The organism is Paraburkholderia sp. FT54 (assembly GCF_031585635.1).
GTDB lineage: Bacteria > Pseudomonadota > Gammaproteobacteria > Burkholderiales > Burkholderiaceae > Paraburkholderia.
Map to the genome: position 1 here is coordinate 223,567 of NZ_CP134196.1, position 22,566 is coordinate 246,132.

The following is a 22,566-nucleotide window of genomic DNA, read 5'->3' on the forward strand; positions in this document are numbered from 1 at the left end:
AGTACGCCGGTGAACGCATGTCGGCACCCTTCAAGCGCGGGCGTCACCCAGTTCGCTGCGCTCGACCCACACACCGAACAACAGGCCGATCGTCGTCCACATGATCACCTGCATGCCAATGGCCGCGACGCGAAACTTCCAGGCCACGACTGCAGGAAATATCGCAGACACTTCGCTGATTGCCGGCAGGCGAGCTGCACCGCCGTGATGATTGCGATGAACACGAGTCCAGCGAGGATCGATGCATTCCATTGCCCCACCTTGACTGCTAGCTGACGGCGCACGTCGAGCGAAAAGATATCGTCGCGACCGAAATCGCGATCATCAGGAAAAACAGGGAGGTGCGATAGCCGATTGTTTCCGGATTGCCGACCGATGGAGGATTTGCCGGATATTTGACGTTCGGCACGATGACGAGCGCGACGAATGCCGCCAACGCGAGCCACGCGGACAGTGGTCGCGCCGAGATCCGCCCGAAGCGGCCGTACGCGTATGCGAAGGTCACCGCAAACAATCCACCGAACGCGGCGCCGTAGGTCACGACGCCCGTCAGAAGTCCTATGCCCGCCAGCATCCCGCGCAAGAGCAGCTTTCCAATCATCCGGGCCTCCGCGTCAGTGACAGGGGAAGCCCAGCAGATGCCGGCCGTCATGCACGAACTCATGTACGTACATACCGGGTACGATCGAGGTCGCGCCCTCTTCCGCACCGACGAAATAGATTGCAAGCAGCAGAATCAGGCCAGCGAACACGACCCAGGGCAACAGTTCACGGACGGGGATGGGGGTTGGCGTGACGACCGGTTTCAGGATTGCTTCACTCATGTTGAAACCTCCCGGGGGTATCGCGTCCCGTAGACAGCAGAGGAAGTACGAAGGCAGGCCAAGTTCCCGGAAGTGGGGATTCCCGGTTACAGTGGCGCCACTACGCCGCGATTACACTGGCTTTCGCGCTTCGTATCGGGAGATTGTACGCGTGAATTCAGCGACGTTGTAAGCCACTTGGAATGGTAGGCAAGCGTCGTGCACTGCGGCATGAGCGCGTTCGCACACTGTTACGCAACGCGATCGTGTTCCCAATATTCGTCAACGATTGGCCGGTGATTATCGTGATTGGGCGGTGACTATCATTTATCTGCTGCGACACATGTCCGTGCCTGACCCGTGCGGATCCTGCGGCAGGAAACGCCACAAGGCGAGGCGGCCCGTCAGAAGCGGTGAAACCGGAGCGCCGAATGCTCTGGTCAGCTTTTTCTTAGCACCATTCCTTTACGGGAATCGAATGAACTGCCGGGATGATGCGATAGACCGAACATCAGATCAGCGCACACTGGGCGGCGCTGACTTCAATTCCTGCAAAAGCGCCAGCGCTTTCGAGGCGCCCATCCGATGGGCCGCATCGGCTGCACTGACGCCCGATGCATCGGTAGCGTCAAGATTGGCGCCGCGGCTGACCAGATACTCGACGATCCCGGTGCGGTCGAACATCGCCGCGATCATCAGCGCCGTGCGCCCGTCGGGCGATGCACCTTCGATATCGGCGCCGTACGCGAGCAACAGCTTGATCATCGGCAGATCGCCCTTGAAGGCGGCGCCTGCCAGCGGCGTCTGTCCGTTGCTGTTGCGAAGATCTGGATCGGAGCGATGCTGAAGCAACACGCGCACCGTTTCCAGATGTCCGTGATACGCGGCCAGCATCAAGAGACTGTCGCCGCGATGATTACGCAGGTTCGGCGACAAACCTTTGCCAAGTAGTGCGCCAAGAGTTTCCGCGTCGCCTGCGCGGGCGAGATCGAATACCGCGTTCGCGAATTCGAACGTATCGTCGTCGAGCTCGCTCGCGGGCGGGGAATTGCGGACGGCTCGCATTTTAGTATTCCTCTACACACGATGGATGGAAAGTCACTATTCAAGGCAAACCCTGCGGGAAGACTGGTCGTCCAACATAAATGACACAACTAAGAATCGATGCATACAATGTGGGCTCAGATATTTCGATAAGTGGTCGAGCATACTCATGCATACCTCCACAACATTCGTCGTCGTCTCATTCGCTTTGAGCATCACCTCGACATTCGTGCAGCATTCCTCAAACTGCGTTACTGACTCGTCTGCTGGAACATCTTCAGACGTACGGAGAAGTTCTTTTCGTAGGAATCTGTCGATTGATACCCCAAGGGGGAAGGCGTTTTCGATGATCCGCTACTCTGTCGATGACACGCCTGAGCGTGACAGCCAGGTGCATACAGTTCCCGATCAAGGCACGTTTCGCTTTGATAGTGAAGGCGATACTGCCTAGGCGAGATGCCCAGACATCTTTGGAAGACGCATCTCATGCGATCTGGATTCCCAAAGCCACACGCATAAGCGATCGCTTTCAAAGGAATTTCGCTCCCCTGCAGCATGACGCGCGCAGCGTTCATGCGGGCATCCATGACATATTCGGCAGGCGAAATTTTCGTGTCGTGGACGAACGTGCGAGCGAATGTACGAATGCTCATGTTCGCAATGCGTGCGAGAGCTTTGACCGACAGGTCATCGGCTAGATTCGACAGGACGTATTGCTGGACTTGTGCAACCCGCGAACAGCCTTTCACAGATGGCGTGAAGTGGGGACTCGACTGGGATTTCCCACCCGCGCGCTGCATGGACGCGTAGAGCCGCTCGGCAACTTTCGACGCGACTTCACTGCCTTTGTCCAGGTTCAGCAGGTGAAGGGGGAGATCGACTGCTGCTGTTGCGCCGGCCGACGTATAGACGTTGCCGTCCTCAACAAAAGGCCGGTCGACTTCGACACGGGCGGTAGGGCACAACGCCGCAAGCTCGTCTGCATAGTTAGCGTGAATGGTGATCATTCGGTGATCCAGCAGGCCGGCGCGCGCCAGAATGAAGACGCCACTGCAGATCGCGCCGAAGCATCGCGCCTGCCGACTTGCACGCTTAAGCCACGCATAGCTCTCGTCGGTGAACTCCCGACGAACCAGTCCGGGGCCGCCCGCCACAAGCAGCAGGTCGTATGCATCATGCGCGTTACTGAAATGTCTGTCGGCGAAAATGGCCAATCCGTTTGAACATCGAAGCGGCCCATGCTCCAGCCCCACTACTTCCACTCGATAGTGCGAGTCCGCCGACGGGAAGCGGTTGGCTTCCGCGAAGACGTCGAGGGGCCCACAAATGTCCCGCGATTGGACACCGGGAAAAGCGACTATAGCGACGCTTCTCATGCGGCTGCTCATATCCCTGAACGGCCGCGGGTGCGACAGCGTGGATGGTCTGGTAGCGATGGGGGTGTTCATGGAAAATCCTTTCGTGGCGCGTGAGCGCGAATGCCGATATAGATTTCATCTGATGAATTGCTTCATTGAAGGGCTCGTTACGCGGGCCAGCGGCTATCGGGTGGGCAGTGTGCGGGGACGGCGCGGGCACGCCAGGACAGGCTTGGCGGACTTCCCATCGAGCCTGGCGGGGATGCAAACTGATGGGTGGGTTGCGGGCATCGACGCCCACGGGTCTCTGACACCAGGCGCTGAAGTGAGTCGGGCCGTACGATGAGATGATGGGTAGTCGGCTGTGGGCAGCACGGGATCAAGAGCCATATTATAAGTACTGCTATCAGATGTTACCTCAGAAATCGCATTGCTTTCGACGTTCAACATCGTGTCCCTCTCTTTAGCGAAGAGTGAAGCAGCAATCGAACTATGGATCGAGGTCAAATAACCACTGACTTGCAGCTATTGAATGCAAATCGCGGAAAGGTGCGACGGTACGGCGATAGATGTGCTGCCAAGTCACGGCGCGAACGTGTATTCCGGATAAGCGTTACTGATATATGTCAAGTTGTCAGGTCAACTGGCACGACGATTCCTTGAAACAGTTAATCAAGCGAACGGGGCCGACGGGTAGCCCGGATGGCGAGGTTGACTGGGCCACGGAGCGTGGTATGCCCTGTCATAACGCCGAGCGTCACCTTGATGAAAGAACAGTAGGTCTTGCCGAAGGGCAAATCTATTCTACGGGGGGATAAGCTGACGCCGCGTTAGCGTAACTCGCCTATACGATGGTATAAGCGCATCAAGCAGGCTTCATCTGGACCCGCGTGGTTCAGGTCTACGTGCCCCGGGACGCTCGCGGACAAAGAGCCCTGCCATTCATCGTGTCGGGAGACGGCATTCCGGCATCGGCAGGTGTTGTTCCGCTGTTCCGCATTGAGCCGTTGCTGTTCCCGGCCCTGGACAATCTGATCCGTGAGCGGCGAGTCCCGCCGATGGTGGCCATCACCGTCGAGAACGGCGGCCAGGACGCACAAGGGAGCCAGCGCGGGTTCGAGTACGATTCCATAAACGGGCAGTACGCGGAATTCATCGAGACCGAGGTATTGCCCCAGGTCGAGAAAATAGCGGGCATCCGCCTCACCCACGATCCTGCGGGCCGGATCGCCATGGGGTTCAGCGCGAGCGCCGAAGCGGCCTTCACCATGGCCTGGTTCCACCCCGAACTCTTCGGCAAGGTCCTCTCCTATTCCCCGACCTTCACCAACCAGCAGTGGCCACACAACCCCAACCTTCCGGGCGGGGCCTGGCAATATCACAGCCAGTACGCGGGCCCGCCTCCGACGCAGCTTCTGCAAACGGAAAGCTTCAACGTTCCCACGCCGGTCGCAGCGAACCAGTCGCCGGCTTGCCCCTCGTTCCCAACAGTCCCAGGAAGCCTATCCGGGTGTGGTACGAGGTGGGTGATTACGACGGCTGGTATCCCAACCCGATGGCGGACGGGATGCACGATTATGTGCTCGCTTGCGAGAACATGGCCAAGGCGCTCGCTGCGAAAGGGTACGAGTACCAGTTCATCTTCGCCCACAATGCCGGGCATGTAGACCTTGCCACCATCAAACAGACGCTGCCGAATGCCATAGCGTATCTGATGGGTGGATATCAGCCGAATGGAGATTAGGATCGCAACACGGCGGCTTTAACCGGTGCGCCTGGATTTCCAGGACCGGCAACGGCTCAGGAAAGTTTGATACTTCGATGCCGCGCGGCAAATTGGACTGGCGGCTGCCCACAGCCGCGCGGTCGAGGTACAACATTACACTATCTAGCAGGCGAAAAGCAGAGATACCAGACGCGTCGACAAGAGGTATGGCTGGCATGCTGCGCCGGGCGAACACGTATTGGATGCGCTATTGCCACCCCAGTCATGCGCTCATGCGCGGTGCGGGCCCAAGAGTCTGCGCGACAATCTGCGCCATATTTCAATCATGACCACTTCGGCGTACCTCGGGCGACGACATCAACCGCGCCAAACAGGTCACCGAGGACCGCCTGTAACCAACTCGTGAGGGCCGTTCTCGACAGCTGATTGAGTGGAATGGTAATTTGGTACCCACCAACTTATGGTGGGCACCAAACTGGACGAGACATGGAGTGGGCGCGCGAGCGGCGGTGCGTACATGCGACCGAATTTCCCAACTGAGTTCAAGCGGCACCTGGTCCAGCAATCCTTTGAGCCGGGGGCGTCGGTAGCGCTGATCGCCCGCGAGAACGACATTAACGCCAACCTTCTGTTCAAGTGGCGCCGGCATTATCTTGACGGTGCCTAGCTAGGGTCCGCCGGCGTTGCCGGAACACACGAAGCCGGCAACCGATAGCAGGAGTCCAGGATTGTCATCGGCAACTTGAATGTCGTCGAAACTTGACGGTGTGAAACTCACTGCGTGGAACTGTCTTTTCTTGATTCGTCTTCTTCGTGTCCGGCTTATCTACAACTTGGTTTTTCTTCGCTCCTTTCCCTGATTTCCCTTGTGGTTGCCGTATTCTGTCCAGAAACCTTCCCAAGGTCAGCCGTGGCGCAGAACCAGCGCGCCACCACCGCGTTATTGCTGCATCAATGTGAATTTCAAACCGTCCGTTTTGGACGAATTTGACGCCGCCGCTAACAAGGATTGTTGTTGCCGGTGGATATCGTTCCCGACACGCCTGCTCCTGGCGAATCTCCCACGCCAACTCAACCGCAGCCGGCGTCATCGACGCGACGACCAGTGCACCAACTGCCTCATTGATCGGTGCTCCGGCAATCGACTGACAGGTAGGTTCTCCATGAGCGCCTTGCGCTCGGTCGCAGACATACCAGGCTTCCTGTCGTCCGCGTCGCGTGGCGTACCGGAGCCGGAGATGCCGACCACAACGCCTGCAGACAGCGCGGCCCTGCAGTAGAGCAGCTCCCTCGCGTGGTGGCGACGATCGCGCAACTTCGTACCCACGACCATTTGTTTCCAGAACCTTGAGGTTCTGCTGAAACTGCTCCCAGGTAATATATCCGGGATGGGCGTCCGGGATCCAGGCAAGCCAGTCATTGCGATCACGTCTTCGAGGCACCTTCCACCCGTCTGCAATTCTCCGATAGTGCCGTCGGCCGTAGGCGTAGGCACCTGCGTAGCGCGGATTGTTCAGCATCCGAAGTGCCGTCGACGCGGTGAGGTGCTGGAACGTTACGAACTTCTCGTTGCGCGTGCAGGACGGGAACAGAAGGCCTTCATTCTTGAAGACCTTGACCGTCTGACTGGCGGAGCCGACCCGCCAGAATATCTCGAAGAAGTACGCGATGGTCTCCCTGACCTGCGAATCCGGGTCAAGCACTACGTTGCCGAGTTCGTCGTAGACAAAGCCGGTTGGTAGCAGGCAGCGATGCTCGCCGCGCTTGACCTTGTTCAGGATTCCGCCGCATAGTCGTGCTTTGAGAACATGCAGTTCGGCTTCGCTCATTGTTCGTTTGAGCAGGGGGCTGCGCTAGGAGCTGTCCGGTCGGGAGGACAGCGTGGTGTATCGCAGGCTCAGATATTCCGAGCGGTGTAAGAGCACGTCTCCTGATTAATAATGCTAAACGTGCAATTGTCCGTGCCCGTCGACGATCACGATCGAGGAATCTCCCGCTGATTGAAATGCGCGACGGGGTTGCAAACCTCGGGCAGGAGGTCCAATTATCTCAATAACCTGTTCGAGCAGGACCATTGGACGATCACGCGACGAACGCGGCCAATCCTGAGTTCAAGACCTTTTGCTGTGCCCGGATCCTCTGACCGACATTGAGATTATGCACACGATCATCAAAGAATTAAACGCGAACCGATTCCAGTGCGCCGGATGCAATAACACGGGCTTGACAAGATAGACAGAACCGCATTGGTGAAGTTGTTATTAAATCTCCGTTGCCGAGGCAAGGATGAAATGCTGGGCACTTGATTCGCTACGGAAGACTCTCTCGCCGACGTAGGCGGCTTCGAAGCGACAAACTTATCTTTCAAAAGCCTGTTACGACGAAAAAATCGGTGGACAAATTTTCGTCATCCCTCATCGTCCGGCTTCTCCAATAGGCAAGAGAGATTTACCATGAGCGTCGTTAATTACTATAGCGGCAGACAAATAGAACGCTGAAACCGCAGTGAGTAATCCAATGTAACCCGAAGCGACCCGTAGACCTGTTGACGCTGTCCATTCACTACCGGACAAAAGGAAAAGCGCCATCCAAAGCAGTAAAAAGACAATCTGCAAAGCACGTGGAGAACGTAGCGTCGCGACCCACATGTAAAGAGTAAACATTCCCCACAAAAAAAAGTACCATCCGATAAATGCATGGGAGACGTTGCCTCGAAGGAATTGGACAAAAATCGAATACGATAGCCAGAAACAACCGTAACTCAGGGACGCGGTACCGCCGAAAGTATTCCCACCTATGAATTCCAGGACCCCGGCAATGACTTGAGCCCCGCCCCCGTACGCAAGTGCACTGACAACGACAAGTGCTGTTGCGTCACCTGGAAACCAGCCTGCGTTGATCATGCTCGATAGCCAAGTTGTTAGAGCAAAACCGGCTAAGCCTACCGCTGCAGGATTGCCTAGCTTTGCAACGTTGGATTTGTTGCTCATTTATTTACCTGTAATCGAACATGAGTAAATCACGGCGGACTAAGCTGGCGGGCCAAATATTCGCACTACGTGGGTGACGCTTCGCTTTGAGACGGTCGTCCTTAAGAGTGGCGTCTTAGCGAAATCGTCCACTATGAGGATGAAGGGGATCCGTCGCGACGGGCCGATAAATCATGGTTTTTCTGATTACTCACACATCACGCGTTTGAACGAAGGATCGTTGTATCTGACGTCGCTATCAAGGGTAGTTATGCAAAATGTAGAAATCCGCACCTCATCACGGAGTTATGGTATCCCGATCCTTATCGAGGGATAAAGTGTGGCTGGTGTGTGACTTGTTCTCAACACGTTCGATCAATCAGTTTGCGCCAAATTCCCTCGAAATACTGCCATCATATCGTCGCACTCGCGGCAACCAATATGGATACTTGCTGTTCGGACCCGAGTGCCTGAGCCGCGCATTGCACGTCACAGGCACGTTGCAGTGTCCACATCAGCCAGAAAGCCTTCGGCAGTGAGGCCGCCGCCACAAGCAGGCCATGGTTACGCAGTATCAGGGCATTTTTGTTGCCCAGGCTGGCGACCAGCCGTGGCTGTTCGCCGGGATGAACGGTGCTGCCCTCGAAGGGATGATAGGCAAACCGTGTTGACGCATCAGACGACCAACCCGCTTATCGTTGATGCGGCCGGCTTCATCCCGCAGTGCCCGAGGCATGCGCCGTACCAGCCGCTCTTCGACACGTCCAGCGACTCGCACATCAATCCGACCAGGTAAGCGTTTCGATGTCGCTCGATCCAGGCGTACCTCACAGCGACTCCTTCGCGAAGTACGCCGCTGCTTTTTTCAGCATTTCTTTCTCCATTCGCAGCCGTGCATTTTCCTGCTTCAGGCGTGCGTTCTCAGCTTCCAGATCCGTTACCGGTGGCCTTTGCCCACGCTTGACTGGCGCCTCCCCCTTACCCGTGTACTTCCGTTTCGGTACTGATTTCATCGCTTTCTCCACAAGGCTGATTATCAACCTTATGGCGTCCGTTTTTCGGGGACCAGATCAATGACGGAATGAACCCCAAGCTTGCAGAAGGGGAGAGTCCTTATAGGTTGCTTCTGGCTGGAGCGGTTGCCGGGTGGGGCTTACACCCACGGGGAAAAGCGCCGCCGTAGCACGGCGCACGCTAGGAAGCGTCTTTCGCGGATCCGCTAGAATGCTCCACGGTTGAAACTGGCAGAACCAACCCATGCATGCCCTTGTCATCACGCCAATTCTTTGAAGATCACTCGATAATGGACGGAAAAGTCATTGCGGTTCACGTCAATGCCTCCCACACGTTTTCCAAACAATCCGTTTGGCAGATCATGTTGCTGAAAGGGTTGGGTGTTGAAGGCGATGCCCACTGTGGCGCCACGGTTAAACACCGCTCGCGTGTTGCACGAGATCCCTCGCAACCCAATCTGCGCCAGGTGCATCTCATGCACGGTGAATTATTCGACGAGCTATTGGAAAAGGCGTTTAGAGTCCTACCTGGTGACCTTGGCGAAAACATCACGACCCGCGGGCTTGATCTTCTCTCGTTGCCCGTGGGTACAGAATTACATATCGGCGAGCATTCGGTCGTCACGCTCACTGGCCTGAGAAACCCGTGCGCGCAAATAGAGCAGTTCCAGCCGGGCGTCCTCTCAGCCGTTCTTGGTCGTTCGCCGGAAGGAAAGCTCTTGCGAAAGACCGGCGTGATGGGTGTTGAGACCACGGCGGGACCGGTAAGCTCGGGCGACGAAATCACCATCAAGGTACCGCCGCCGCCATACCGAGACCTTGAAATGGTATAGCTGTTGGAGATCGTTAATTTTCCTAGCGGTGTCCATGGAAGCGCTAATGATGTCCGTTGATTAACTCGGAAAATCCCCCGGCTCTGCCGGGGAGCCAGTAAAAGTTTGACGTATGCGGGAGCCGTCCATCGGTGAAACTCCCCCTCCTGAGCCGCCAAGCACACTAGAGGGAGAATCATAATGGACGACTTTGATAGCCTAAGCCGCAGCAGATGAGAATGTAAATATCACGCGGTATTCATTCCGAAGTGCCGTAGAAAGGTGTTGTACGCGCAGCTGAGGGGACATCTGGGTGGGGTCTTTCGACGACTGGCTCAGCAAAAGGAGAGCGGGAAGAAGAAGGGCACCTGATGGCGGATCATGTTCATATGCTGTTGTCGATATCGCCAAAGTATGCGGTGTCACAGGTGGTCGGCTACATGAAGGTAGCGGCGCGATAGGCCAGAAGCGACAATCACCCCAGCGCGCGTTCGCGCCAACGGATGAGCGCTTCCAGGCGACGCGACAGGCACTTGACGACGACCCGTTAGAGCCAGTCAGCCGAATTGCGCAAAGGACAGCTGTTACACCGATATGAGACGGCCGCCAATCAAACCGTGCTCATTCTGTTGAGCGGTGAAAGTCGCCCGGTGCAGATTGATTCCAACCTGCACTGGGCGAGCGGGTATGCAGTGCGCAGGTGGGGGCCAATGGCATGAAACAGATCGCCAAAGGTTGTCCCGTCCTGCTTCGCGCGAAGTCTCTCCGAGTCATGACGCGCTCTCGCCAATCGAAGGCAGACTGAACTGGAATGTGGCGCCCTGTCCGGCATGGCTGGATGCCCACAACCGTCCTCCGTGAGCTTCGATGATCGAACGGCAGATCGACAGCCCCATGCCCATCCCGTCGGCCTTGGTGGTAAAGAAAGCGCTGAACAGCCGGTCCGCGTTGGCCGGATCGATGCCCGGGCCGGAGTCCTGAACCGCGACGACCACGTGTCCCTCCGTATCCCGGCGCGATTCGATCAGTAGCTCACGTGCGTCGTCGCCAATCTCAGCCATCGCCTGCATCCCGTTCATCATCAGATTGATTAGCACCTGCTGAAGCTGCACCCGATCGCCGAGCAGCGCAGGCAATCCGGAGCCGAGCCTGAGAGACAACGATACCCGACGGTTCGAGACTTCGCGCTGCACCAGCAGCACCACGTCATTGATCACATCGTTGAGTTCGAGGCGCGTCTTCTGCGGCGCGGCGCTCCGCGTGAGCGAACGGATATGCTGGACGATCGCGCTCGCGCGCCCGCCTTCGGCGATCATGTGCGTCACGCAGGCCCGCACCTCCTCGGGCTGCGGCGTCCGGTGGCCGAGCCAGCGCAGGCACGCCTCGCCGCTCGTCACGATCGCACTGAGCGGCTGCCCGACTTCGTGGGCGATGGACGCACTCAGCTCCCCGAGCGTCGTCACGCGCGTTGCATGCGCGAGTTCCGCCTGGAGCGCCAGCAACTGCTCCTGCGCGCGCTTCGCCTCGACCCGCCGCGTGGCAAGCTCGGCCTCGGCCTTCTTGCGTTCGCTCAGATCGAGCACGAAGGCCACGCCGTTTTCCTGCGAACCTTCCAGTAAGGCCGCGCCGATCAGCACCGGAATGCGCCGGCCATCCTTGCGAATGTATTCCTTCTCATAGGGCTGGCAGGTCCCCCCTTGCCGGAGTACGTCAAGTGCGTGGGCATCGGCGGCGCGATATTCCGGGGGTGTCATGCCGGCCCACCCGACCTGGCCTGACAGCAGTTCCGGTCGCGAGTAGCCAACGATGCGCAGAAACTCGTCGTTCGCGTCCGTCGCCATTCCGGTCACGTTCCAGAAAAACAGTCCGATGATGTTCGACTCGACGAGCCGCCGGATGCGCGCTTCGCGCTCGCGCAACTCTTCCTCGGCCAGCTTGCGTTCCCTGTTTTCGCGCTGCACATCGGCATAGAGCAGCGCGTTCTCCAGCGCGATCGCGGCCTGCGAGGCGAGCAGCTTCAGCACTGCAATGCGCGATGGGGCAAACACGCGGGGCGCCAGGCTGTTTTCGAGGTATAGCACGCCGATAAGCTTGGCCTGCGCGAGCAACGGCAAGCAGAGAATGGACCGCGCCTGCCGCTGCTGGATGTAACAATCAGCGGCGAACGGAGATTCGGCCGCGGCATCATCGAGGATAACGCTTTCCCCAGAGCGCAGGACATAGTGGAGCACCGACGCCGGCAGCACGGTCTCGGCCACGGACTCGTCGCACAAATGCACGGCCACCGTATCGCCGCTGGTTGTGGCTTCCGCAGCGATCCGCTGCGTAGCCCCTCGCGCAAGAATCAAAAGAACTCGCTCGGCGCCCGCCTGCGCCATCGCCGTGCGCATAAGGGTGTCGAGTAGTTTCTCCAGGACGATCTCGCCCGAGACGGCTTGAGACACCTTGATCACGGTCGCCAGGTCGAGGTGTTCGACCGGCGCGCCGATCGTGCTCGTCGGCCCTGCAACAGGCGGCTCATGCGTAAGCTGCGGATATGACTGATCAAGCTGCCTCACCTTGCCATTGGCGCCCCAGCGGAGATAGCTGTAACGCGCATTTCCGAGGTAGACACGCGCAATTTCATCGAAGCCACGTGCCGCATAGAAGCGCGCGGCCACTTCGTAAGCGAGCCCCTCGTTATGGACAAAGCCGTTTGTGCGAGCTGACCGGATGGCCTGTTCGTAGAGCTGCTCAGCATCAACCACGCGGCCTTCGATGCGGGCGATCTCGGCGCCGACCAGCGCGGCGCGGTTCTCGAAGTTCTCCGGACAATTCTCCGCCCAGACCTGCAGTTGTCGGTGATGCGCAGCCAGCGCTTCCATGCACTGCTGCCGCTCCCCGGCCGGTGCGCAGTCGCAGTAGGCCGCCTGGGCCAGCGCGCCGTAAAAGTGATATTCGGTTTCCTCAAAGTACAAGGCTGAGGTCCAAAGCAGCCGTTGCGCTTTTGAAGCGGCGTCCCGGGCCGCCGCATAGTCGCCGGCCAAATAGAGCGCCTGCAATTTCCGGATCCAATACCAACACGCAGCAAGCGTCAAGGCCGGGTTGCTGGATAAGTGGTGTTCGATGTGAAGCTCATTGAACTGCCCGTCGTCAAAGTAACCGAATTTCAACGTCAAGCCGCGCAGCATCCGAATCATCGCAAATTGCACAGCGATGACGTCAATGACAAGGCCGAACCGCGCCTTCCTGGCGTATGCGAGGCCGTGTTCGGCTTCGCCTTGCACCTCGGGTAGCGGCTCGCCGGCGAAAAGCAGGTTCGAGTTGAGATGCGTACACGTGTAGGCGCCATACGTGAGGTCTCCGTTCCGGTTCGCCGCTTCGAACGCGCGGCCCAACAGATCACGGCAAGCCCGCACGTGTTTCATCCAGCGCATGACAAAAACCGCGAAGCAAAGATAGGTGCTCGCCTCAAAGCGCTTTAGCCCGCGTCGTTCGACGAGTTCATAGCCGAGCTGGCCGAATCGAAATCCGGCCGGGTAGTCGCCGAAACGCGGTCCAGCGACTCTGCCGAGCTGGACATAGGCGACACAGGAGGCATCACAGTTGCCGAGTTCGATGCTGAGACTGGCCGCCTTGCAGATCGTCAGGGAAGCCAGGTTCGCATCGGTAAAGCGGGCCGGCGGCAAAAGCTTACTCAGAACATCGACCGTGGCGAGGGACGCCGCGTCCGCCATCCGCGGCAAATCGATGAGATCCTCGATAGTCCGGCCCCCCAGCAGTGACCAGATGCGTTCATATTCATGTCGCACCTCCTCCTCTTTCGGATGAGGGGACCACGCGATACCGACATGCCGGAGGTATTCAAGACATACAGCAACCGCGCGGCCGCTCTGATCAAGTGTCGTGCAGACGTCGCTATGCAAGCAGGTGACGAGGGCGCGTTCGACCGTTGTTGCGGGACGCTTTGAGAGAGCCGTCAACCGCTCCTCTGCGATCGATAACTGGCCGGTCAAAAATTCGCATTCGGCCTGGTTCAGCTTTAGCGCAAAGACCAGCTCACGCCGGCGCTCCAAGCCATCTCCCGCCAACAGCGCCGCACCGGCATTGAAATAGGTGAGTGCCGAGGTAAAGGCCGTGGAAGACTTGGCGCGCTGGCCGGCGAGCAGATTGAACTCGGCGAGTTGCTCCCGCTCGTCGCAAGACGTTATCAAGGCCGCGCCGCGGTTGAGCTGACCCACGATCTCGAAGATCGCCTCTTCCCGTTTTTCCGGGGGTGTCTGTGCGGAAAGCAGACGTCCGATTCGCAGATGGGCCTCGGCGCGTGATGCTTCCGGGATCAGTGAATAGGCGGCTTCCTGCACCCGGTCGTGAACAAACTTATAGGAACCCTCCAGCCGCACAACCAACTCCTGACGAAGCGCCTCCCACAGCGCCCCGTGGACCCGCGTCTCCGAGACCCCGAGTACGATCGAAAGCATGGCGATGGCTGCAACATTCCCCAAGCAGGCGAACTGTTGCAACGCCTGCTGCGTATCGGCTGGCAGGCGGGTCACCTTGGAAACTATCAGGTCGACGACATTGTCGGTATAGCTCCTGGCGTGAATGCTATGGAGGTCCCAGCGCCAACACGCCGCGTCATAGTCGAAAGTGAGTAATGCGTCGTCGGCAAGCGCCTGTAGAAACTGAATCACGAAGAACGGATTGCCGGCGGTCTTCTCCCGCACGAGCTGCGCCAGCGGCGCGGCACACGCCGGCTCGCCGTGAAGAGCATCTGCAATCAACTGCGCTATGTGCTCACGAGCGAGCGGTGCAAGCGTCATCTCCTCGATTTTGGCGCCGGCTTTTTTGATCGTTTCGAGTTTGCGCATCAGCGGATGCGTGGCATCGACTTCATTGTCGCGATAGGCGCCGATCAGCATCAGATGTCGGAGATCCGAGCTGGTCAACAGATCCTCCAGCAAGTCGAGCGTTGTCGCGTCGAGCCACTGCAAATCGTCGAGGAACAGCATTAGCGGATGGTCCGGTCGTGCGAAGACGCCGATAAAACGCCGGAACACGACCTGAAAACGGCGTTGTGCCTGCTGCGGCTCAAGCTCCGGGACCGGCGGCGGCTCGCCGATGACGAGCTTCAATTCGGGGATGAGGTCGGTCATGAGCCGCGCATTCGGGTCCAGCGCTTCCAGCAACGCGCCGCGCCAGCTCGCCAGCTCCGTGTCGCGCTTGCCGAGCAGCGGCCGCACCAGGCTTTGAAAAGCCTGCACCAGCGTCGAATAGGGAATATCACGCTTGTACTGGTCGAACTTGCCGGAGGCGAAGAGCCCCCGACGAGGCACCAGCGCTTTGTGCATTTCATTGACGACCGAGGATTTGCCGATGCCGGAATAGCCGGCAACCAGCACGAGTTCGGGCGCACCGCGCTCGACGATTCGATCGAACGCGGCGACTAACGTATCGACCTCGCACTGTCGCCCGTACAGCCTCTCGGGAATCAGCAGGCGGTCGGGCGTGTCCTGTTCGCCCAGCGGGAAATCGTCGATGGGGTGATCGCCCCCCAGGCTGGCAAGGCAGCGTCGCAGGTCCCGTTCGACACCGCCCGCAGTCTGGTAGCGCTCTTCGGCCGTCTTGGCGAGCAGCTTCATGACGATGCGGGAAACCGGAGCCTGGATAGTGCGCAACCGCTCGCTGGGCGGCACCGGCTTTCGGGCGATATGGCAGTGCACCCATTCCATGGGGTCAGCGGCCGTAAACGGCAGCATGCCGGTGAGCATCTGATACAGCGTGACACCGAGCGAATACAGGTCGCTTCGCGAATCAATGGAGCGATTCATCCGGCCGGTCTGCTCGGGCGCCATGTAGGCGAGCGTGCCGGCGAGGGACTCCGGCGGTTCGGGCGCCTGTCTCTCTCGCGGCAGCCGCGAGGCGATGCCAAAGCCGGTCAGCCGCACCTGTCCATCCGTGCAGTTCACGAGGATATGGGCAGGCTTGAGGTCTTTATGGACGAGGCCGCGCTGGTGAAGTTTGCCCAGCGCTGCGGCGATGCCGACGGCGAGGCGCATAACGTTGCCCACCGCCATGGGCGCGCCGAGCAGCCGCTCGAGCGGCTCACCTCCCGGATCCTCAAGCACCAGCAGGGTTGCACGGTCTTCGCGCACCAGTTCCAGCGGCCGCACCGCCCACGCGCCATCGAGTTCGTCCTTCAATCCGAACTCGTGGGCGAGCCGATCGAGGCTAGCAGGTGAGGGATGTTCGACGGCGGACCGCGCGATGAGCACGGTGTCGTAGCCGCCATCGGCCGGCCGTCGTGCTCGACTCAACACCCGCTCGCCGTCCGCCCACAGGGTCTTGAGGCTGTTGCCCATCCCGTCGCGACCATATGTAGCATTCATCTGTCGCCCTCCGCCGTCTCCTCAGAATACACCGACGACTTTTGAATACGACCGGATGTCCTGCTTGACGCTATCCAGGTGGGTGTGGGCATCCCGCAATATCGGCATGACCTTTCAATTTACCGCTTCCGCGTATCGGTAGCTTTGCCACGGGCGGCTTGTCTCGCGAGAGCGGTCGACCGCAAATCGATTTCGACGGACGGTTCATGGCCGGCTGCTGTCTCATGCGAATGCATACACCGCTCGATCTTGCACGGCGATGATCGCACCGTTGATGAAGAAGACGCTCTAGTCTCGCGATTACGCGCACTGTATGTAGTGGTCGTCGTCAATCTGTACGCATCAGTCCAATGACCTGGCCGGGCTTACTGTGCCGGCTTGTGGCGTAGTGCGGCATAGTGCGACCTCTCAGGTTTTGGCACGGCCCCGGAAATGATTGCTGCTGGGCATCAGGCAGAGTGCGGCTATGAACGGGCGCAGCATTGGCTGCGCCCGCAGGATTACAGACTCGTCGAGACGATACGTAGACCGGCCCCATGCCGGTCACGTGGCATGGGGCGGGCATCCGGTCTAACTTCCGCGTACGTTAGCGCTTCGGCGCAGCGCCGAGGCTTGCAACCGGTATTGCGGCGCGCACCTTGGCGACCTGTGTCGCGGTGACGGGCGAGGCGTGATTCCCCCAGCTAGAACGCAACAGAGTTAATACGTTCGCTACCTCGGCATCCGACAACCGCCAACCATACGGCGGCATCGTGAACTGGGCGGGTGCCGCCTTCGTCGCCGGCGTGCTGCTACCGGCGAGCACGATGTGGATCAGCGACGTCGGATCGCCGCCAGTCACCACAGGATTAAGCGCGAGCGCCGGAAATACCGACGCATACCCCTTTCCGTCCGACCGGTGGCATGCGGCACAGCTATTGAGGTACGTATCGGCACCCGGTCTCGTCACATCGCCCGAATGCAACGCGGTGCTGATTGCTGCGTCATACGCTGGGCGGACTTCGCCCTTCGTTCCCGGCAACGACTTGAGGTATTTTGCGATCGCGGTCCGGTCGGCATCCGTCATGTACTGGGTGCTGTGCTGGACAACGTCGGTCATGCCACCAAACGCAGCGGTGCGGTCGGTCGCGCCCGATTTCAGGAACGTCTCAAGATCGGCCTCGCTCCAGGCGCCGAGACCAGTCGCCGGGTCACCGCGGAGGTCGGTGGCGATCCAGTTATCGATCTGGCCGCCTCCAGACAAAAACGTAGAGCCCTGTTGCGCAGTGAGGGCGAGTTCCTGCATGCCTACACCGCGCGGTGTGTGGCATGCGCTGCAGTGCGCAAGGCCCTCCACCAGATAGGCGCCGCGCGCAATCACGGGGTCGGTGCCCGGCGGCGGGCTGCTCGCCTCGACCTTCGGTGCAAAAGCCCAGCGCCATAAGGTTAGGGGCCAGCGCATCGACATCGGCCATGCGATTCCTTCGGCGTGGTCCGACTGGGAAACTGGCGCGACGCCGTGCATGAAGTACGCGTATAGCGCGCGCATATCCTCGTCATGTACGTGCGCATAGGAGGGATACGGCATCGCGGGATACAGCGTGTAGCCTTGCTTCGAAATACCGTGGCGCACGGCACGCTCAAAGTCTTCGTACGTATACCTGCCGATACCGGTTGCGGTGTCGGGCGTGATGTTGGTCGAATAGATCGTGCCGATGGGCGACTGGATTGGCAATCCGCCAGCAAACGGCTTGCTGCTGTTTGCCGTGTGGCACGCGACACAATCACCGACCCGAGCAAGATACTCGCCGCGCCGCACCAGTTGCTGTGTCGCATCGTCTGCCAGCGCGACGGTACTCATCACCTGCGCGAAAGCGCCGAGCGCCAGTGCTGCGCCCCATTTCAGTACAGATCTCTTCATGATTTCCAAGCCTATGCTGACACCAGCGGTCCAGGGTTGCTCAGATATTTTTCGCGGATAGCCTTCGCGGACCAATAAGCGAGCGCGCCTACCAGCCCCGTCGGGTTGTAGCCGATGTTCTGCGGAAACGCCGAGGAACCCGTGACAAACACGTTGTGCACGTCCCAGCTCTGCAAATACCGGTTGACCGCGCTTGTCTTGGGGTCGGTGCCCATGATGACGCCGCCGGTCGTATGCGTGGTCTGGTATTGACGCACGTCGTAGTGGTCGCCCGGCTGGCGTATCAGCAGCGAATGCGTCTTCGGGTTCATCGCCTTGACGACTTCGAGTGCGCGGTCGGTCACGAAACGCGACATCTTGTATTCGTTGTCGTGCCAGTCGAACGTCATCCGCAGCAGCGGTTGTCCCCACGAATCGCGATAGGTCGGGTCGAGGTCGAGATAGCGATCGCGGTACGACATCACGGAACCGTGCGTCACCACGTTCGTCGTGTGCAGGTAGCTGTCCTTGGCTGCCCGCTTCCACTGCGCGCCCCACGCCGGCGTACCCGGCGGTACCGAGAGTTGCTGGATCGGCCGCCCGCCGGTCTGTCCACCGATGATGTACGCACCGCCGACGAAGCCATGCGGCCCGTGGTCGAAGTGATCGGAGTTGAAATCGTCAACGATCTGCGAGCCACCAGAGCCTGCGGCGATGAACGGGTTGATCGGCACGTTCTTGTCGAAGAAGACCGACATCGAACTCATCATCTGATACGCAAAGTTCTTGCCGATCGTGCCTTCTTGCGACACCGGGTCGTACGGCTTGCCGATACCGGACAGTAGCATCAGCCGCACGTTGTGGAACTGGAACGCCGCGACAATCACCATGTTGGCCGGCTGCTCGACTTCCTGGCCTTGCGCATCTATATAGGTGACGCCCGTCGCGCGCTTACCGGTCGAATCGAGATTGACCTTGAGGACTTCGCTGCGGGTGCGCAATTCGAAATTCTTGCGCTTCATCAGTACTGGCAGAATGGTCGTCTGCGGCATCGCCTTCGAGTAAAGGAAACAGCCGAAACGTTCGCAGAATCCACACAGGTTGCAGGGGCCCAGACGTACGCCATAGGGGTTTGTATAAGGGCGCGACGAGTTAGCCGAGGGCTGTGGAAACGGATGGTAGCCGACTTCTTTTGCTGCCTTTGCGAACAGGGTCGCCGGGTAGGTATCGGCGACAGCCGGGTTCGGATACTCGCTTGTGCGGCGACCCTCGAACGGATTGCCCCCGGGCACGATCGTGCCGTTCAGGTTGCCGGCTTTGCCCGATGTACCGCACACGCGTTCGAACTGATCGAAGAACGGTTCCAGTTCGTCGTACGTGACGCCGTAATCCTGGATCGTCATGTCCTTCGGCAGGAAATTGCGGCCGTAGCGCGACTCCATGTGGGTACGCAACATCAGGTCTTCTGGCGACGGCCGGTAGTGCTGGCCGTTCCAGTGCACGCCCGCGCCACCGACGCCGTCGCCAAGCAGGAACGACGCGTATTGCCGGTAGGGCAGCGCGGTATCGCCGATGTTGTGGCGCACCGTCACGGTGTTGTCGGCGAGGCGCTGGAACAGCTCGCCGCGAATCCCGTAAGCGAGTTCGTCGACGATCTTCGGATAGGTGAAGTCGGGTGACGTGTCACGGTAAGCACCGCGCTCGAGCGCGACGACATCAAGCCCCGCGTCGGTGAGCTCCATGCCCATGATCGCCCCGGTCCAGCCGAAGCCGATGATGACGGCATCGACTGGCTTCTTCTTGATAGCCATGTAATTCCTTCAAATGCTGTGTAGTCTGCTTGCGCGTTCTTCTGGGCAATAGCGGCAACTCCCGCATGGGACTTACGCCTTTTCGCCCGAGATTGAAACGGGGCCGAGCGGATAGGTCTTGCCCGGCTGGTCGACCCAGTCCATGAAGTCGGCACGTGCACCGGGAAAGCCGATCATCTTCCAGCTACCCATGTGCTTGTTGCCGCCGTAAATGGGATCGGCAAAATAGCCTTCCTTGGTATTTGCGAGCAGCGTCGTGAAGAAGATGGCCGCGGGGACCGCCTCCAGTTCTGCTTTGCCGGATTCGAGCTGATGAAGTACCGCATCGCGGGTCGGGCCGTCGAGGGCGGCGAATGTGTTGCCGTGCGTCTTGCGGCAAAAGTCGTCGATCGACGTAATCGCGGCACGGTAAAGTTCTCGCGGTGTCAAACGCAACTGGTAACCGAGCGTCGGTTCACCGTCCGTTTTGAAAGGGCCTCGCATGTACCAGAATGCGCCTCGTCCATAGGGCGCTTCCATCTGACGGTCGATGAATTCGGGCACACCCAGTTCCACCCCACCGGGGCCGTCATCATTCGACGGGATCAGACGGTCGACCGCCGCATTGATGAAGGCCCATTCGGCTGGATGGAAGTAGCGTGGCTGATAGAGTACTTCCGGCGCTGGTGCATCGGCTGCGCGCCCCTGATTCGACAACGCGATCGTCGCGGCGCCGCCCGTGAGCGAGACGGCGGGCACGATTGCCAGCGTCTTGCGCAAGAAAGCTCGCCGATGGGTCGGCGGTTTTTCAGTGGACATTGGAGTTCCTGTTGGCTTGAATGGTTAGCGACGGAATCGCGAGCAATGCTTGGCGGCTTTTCGGAGATACTAGGAGCGGGACGGACAGAGGCGCTGTATGCGTAGGCTTTGGCAGCCTGGCCGCGCGTCGGAAATAGCGCATTAATGGCGGCTGTACATCGCGTTCCAGTCGGCCGAATTGGCGAGCGATCGATGCCAGCCGCTCGCACCATTCCCAAGGGCCAAATACGTCGTGGACGTTCTGCAGACAACTGAGCAATTCGACGGCCAGCGGATCGGACACATTGATGCGCGAGCGCAGCAACGCGCGCTTGAGCGCGGCGACACCGATATCAATGTAAGCCGACACGTTCTCCGGTGGTTTCGCGATGTAGCGGACGGGCACGCCTTCCATCGCCGTCATGTAGTCGCGCGGCTTAATGAAACTGCCGACCGGACAGCCACCGCAGTAACCCCGATATGCGCCGCCACCACGGGGTAGCAAGGAGGCTTGCGCCTGGCCGAACAGACGCTGCACGGCGTGGTTAAAGATCTCCTGATGTGTCAGGAAGCCGAGGCTTTTCATGCTCATCTCCTTGCACCCTGCGCAGCGGCCAATCGTTGATCATCGAGCAACCTGCGCTTTCAGTATCGAACGTCGGCGCCGGCGCGACAGGGCTGCCGCGAACACATACGACGCGTTGTTTTGACGAACCTCGATTTGGCTCAAAGCGACCTGCGCGGGTCAGACGCGGAGGCGTATCACGTTACCGCATCGGGTATGGGCTTACATTACAACCGCGACCGGAATTGGGCTATTACACGGAAGTCAGGAAGGCCCCTACGGCGGGATATACCAGCACCGCCTTTAGCGTTGCCTGGATATACCGGCGTATAGCCCGTCAGAGATTCGATAGCCGTTGCGTAGCTTCGCAGTTGGTCGGTCACGATCTTGCGGGGTGCCTCAGCATACGAGGCAAGCACGCGCTTGAAAATCGTTTGGCTGCAGCCTTGTCGCGGCGCTTCTGTAGCTTGTGTAGCACGATATCGAGCTCGGCATCGTGCTCGGCATCGTGCTGATCGACGGCACGCCACAACAGGTAGCGGTAAGCTTCGCCTTGTGGATTGCATCGCATCGATTCTGAAAAGCTCAGCCCCACTTCGCGAAAAAGCGGACTTGACTCCGCTACCGGCCACCGAGGATGAAGCACGCGCGTACGTCTCGACATTATGTTGGAGGCCAATAGTCCGCATGCATCCACTCCTTCATCTATTCACAGTCGTCTGGTTGTTTGGGAATTGGGAGGCCTTTTGGCTCGTTGTCGAACGAGCCCTAGGGCAGCGCTGCGCACCTGACAGCGACCTGACAGATCTTCGCTGTGAGGATAGGAACGCAGCTTACCGGCAGAAATTGGGAGACGTGATGGCGGAAGAATCGCGGCTTCAATGCGCGTTCAAAAGGCGTCGTACCATTCCTAGCAGCGTGTCCATGGGCACGGGCTTTATCAAAAAACTGTCCCATTCTCCTGCATCCGAGTGGTCCAATTTTTCAGAGCTGGTGAGAATGACCGGAATTCGCGAGAATTCTGGCCCTGACTTGATGTGACGGAAAAACTCAACGCCGCCCGCTATTGGCATAGACCGGTCTGTGATGATGAGGTCGGGCTTTCTTCCGTTGGCGGAGAAAAGCGCCTGATGACCATTGATGGCTGTCAGAACTAGATAGCCTTCCAATTGAAGGACACGTTTCCACGCGGTCACGATGATGGGTTCATCCTCCACGATAAGAATGGTTTTCATTTTTGCATCCTGTGAGAATCTAGGAGCGCCGGCATCGTATTCAACATGCCTCGGCCTGACTGCCGCTCGCGAGTTGCTAATGCATCGGTCAGGCAAATACGATGGGTCATCAATCTCGGTAAGGAATGAGGTCTCGTAATCTCTCACCTTCGATTGCTGGATGCATGTTGCGGAAACGTCGACAGCACGGCCACAGATATCGAGTC

Annotated in this window: 16 protein-coding genes and 4 pseudogenes; 5 read left to right on the forward strand and 15 right to left on the reverse strand. The window is 59.1% G+C overall.

Translation table 11 applies throughout. The features are described from left to right. Nucleotides 1-30: 30 nt before the first annotated feature. The 4 genes and pseudogenes from RI103_RS20405 to RI103_RS20425 form a co-directional block, all read right to left on the reverse strand. Nucleotides 31-709, reverse strand: a pseudogene (locus RI103_RS20405) (CbtA family protein). Then, nucleotides 615-824, reverse strand: a complete 210-nt coding sequence (locus tag RI103_RS20410; protein WP_310817196.1) for a CbtB domain-containing protein — start codon at nt 822-824, stop codon at nt 615-617. The pseudogene RI103_RS20405 and the gene RI103_RS20410 overlap by 95 nt, the downstream one beginning before the upstream one ends. 495 nt (nt 825-1,319) lie before the next feature. Continuing rightward, complete coding sequence (locus RI103_RS20415; RefSeq protein ID WP_310817197.1) at nt 1,320-1,868, reverse strand: ankyrin repeat domain-containing protein; 549 nt, start codon at nt 1,866-1,868, stop codon at nt 1,320-1,322. 230 nt (nt 1,869-2,098) lie between these two features. Then, nucleotides 2,099-3,295, reverse strand: a complete 1,197-nt coding sequence (locus RI103_RS20425) for a DJ-1/PfpI family protein (RefSeq protein WP_310817198.1) — start codon at nt 3,293-3,295, stop codon at nt 2,099-2,101. Between the two features lie 800 nt (nt 3,296-4,095). Here RI103_RS20425 and RI103_RS20430 point away from each other — a divergent pair. Beyond that, entirely contained in the window at nt 4,096-4,872 is a 777-nt protein-coding gene (locus tag RI103_RS20430; protein ID WP_310817199.1) for an alpha/beta hydrolase-fold protein, read from the forward strand. A gap of 519 nt (nt 4,873-5,391) precedes the next feature. After that, the gene (locus tag RI103_RS39675; RefSeq protein WP_409077013.1) at nt 5,392-5,598 is read left to right on the forward strand and encodes a transposase; all 207 of its coding nucleotides are present in this window, start codon (nt 5,392-5,394) and stop codon (nt 5,596-5,598) included. A 64-nt stretch (nt 5,599-5,662) separates the two neighbouring features. On the opposite strand, the gene RI103_RS20440 is transcribed toward RI103_RS39675, so the two are convergent. After that, complete coding sequence (locus tag RI103_RS20440) at nt 5,663-6,760, reverse strand: recombinase family protein (RefSeq protein ID WP_310817201.1); 1,098 nt, start codon at nt 6,758-6,760, stop codon at nt 5,663-5,665. Nucleotides 6,761-6,964: 204 nt separating this feature from the next. Between RI103_RS20440 and RI103_RS20445 the strand changes: the two are divergent. Beyond that, a pseudogene (locus RI103_RS20445) lies at nt 6,965-7,106 on the forward strand (IS6 family transposase); the annotation flags it as partial. Nucleotides 7,107-7,345: 239 nt separating this feature from the next. On the opposite strand, the gene RI103_RS20450 reads toward RI103_RS20445, so the two are convergent. From RI103_RS20450 to RI103_RS39685, 4 genes are all read right to left on the reverse strand, one after another. Continuing rightward, nucleotides 7,346-7,921, reverse strand: coding sequence for an acetate uptake transporter (locus tag RI103_RS20450; RefSeq protein WP_310817203.1), 576 nt, complete (start codon nt 7,919-7,921; stop codon nt 7,346-7,348). Nucleotides 7,922-8,313: 392 nt separating this feature from the next. Further along, the gene (locus RI103_RS20455) at nt 8,314-8,508 is read right to left on the reverse strand and encodes a class II aldolase/adducin family protein (RefSeq protein WP_310818519.1); all 195 of its coding nucleotides are present in this window, start codon (nt 8,506-8,508) and stop codon (nt 8,314-8,316) included. Next, nucleotides 8,475-8,636 carry a hypothetical protein gene (locus tag RI103_RS39680; protein WP_409077014.1) on the reverse strand — a complete coding sequence of 54 codons (162 nt, stop codon included), beginning with the start codon at nt 8,634-8,636 and terminating at the stop codon, nt 8,475-8,477. Before RI103_RS39680 ends, RI103_RS20455 begins: the two co-directional genes overlap by 34 nt. Before the next feature lie 91 nt (nt 8,637-8,727). After that, nucleotides 8,728-8,913 carry a hypothetical protein gene (locus RI103_RS39685; RefSeq protein WP_409077015.1) on the reverse strand — a complete coding sequence of 62 codons (186 nt, stop codon included), beginning with the start codon at nt 8,911-8,913 and terminating at the stop codon, nt 8,728-8,730. Nucleotides 8,914-9,161: 248 nt separating this feature from the next. Here RI103_RS39685 and RI103_RS20465 point away from each other — a divergent pair, with 248 nt between their 5' ends. Further along, complete coding sequence (locus RI103_RS20465) at nt 9,162-9,746, forward strand: MOSC domain-containing protein (protein WP_310817204.1); 585 nt, start codon at nt 9,162-9,164, stop codon at nt 9,744-9,746. A 240-nt stretch (nt 9,747-9,986) separates the two neighbouring features. After that, nucleotides 9,987-10,171, forward strand: a pseudogene (locus tag RI103_RS20470) (transposase); the annotation flags it as partial. A gap of 324 nt (nt 10,172-10,495) precedes the next feature. Here RI103_RS20470 and RI103_RS20475 read toward each other — a convergent pair. From RI103_RS20475 to RI103_RS20505, 6 genes and pseudogenes are all read right to left on the reverse strand, one after another. Next, nucleotides 10,496-16,093: an AAA family ATPase gene (locus tag RI103_RS20475; RefSeq protein ID WP_310817205.1), complete on the reverse strand. Its 5,598-nt coding sequence runs from the start codon at nt 16,091-16,093 to the stop codon at nt 10,496-10,498. A 586-nt stretch (nt 16,094-16,679) separates the two neighbouring features. Beyond that, nucleotides 16,680-17,993, reverse strand: a complete 1,314-nt coding sequence (locus RI103_RS20480; RefSeq protein WP_310818520.1) for a cytochrome c — start codon at nt 17,991-17,993, stop codon at nt 16,680-16,682. Between the two features lie 11 nt (nt 17,994-18,004). Continuing rightward, the gene (locus RI103_RS20485; RefSeq protein ID WP_310817206.1) at nt 18,005-19,783 is read right to left on the reverse strand and encodes a GMC family oxidoreductase; all 1,779 of its coding nucleotides are present in this window, start codon (nt 19,781-19,783) and stop codon (nt 18,005-18,007) included. A gap of 72 nt (nt 19,784-19,855) precedes the next feature. Further along, complete coding sequence (locus tag RI103_RS20490) at nt 19,856-20,581, reverse strand: gluconate 2-dehydrogenase subunit 3 family protein (RefSeq protein ID WP_310817207.1); 726 nt, start codon at nt 20,579-20,581, stop codon at nt 19,856-19,858. Nucleotides 20,582-20,753: 172 nt separating this feature from the next. Beyond that, a pseudogene (locus tag RI103_RS20495) lies at nt 20,754-21,146 on the reverse strand (hypothetical protein); the annotation flags it as partial. Nucleotides 21,147-22,003: 857 nt separating this feature from the next. Further along, nucleotides 22,004-22,360 (reverse strand): response regulator, encoded by a 357-nt coding sequence (locus RI103_RS20505; protein ID WP_310817208.1) that lies wholly within the window; start codon nt 22,358-22,360, stop codon nt 22,004-22,006. Between the last annotated feature and the right edge of the window lie 206 nt (nt 22,361-22,566).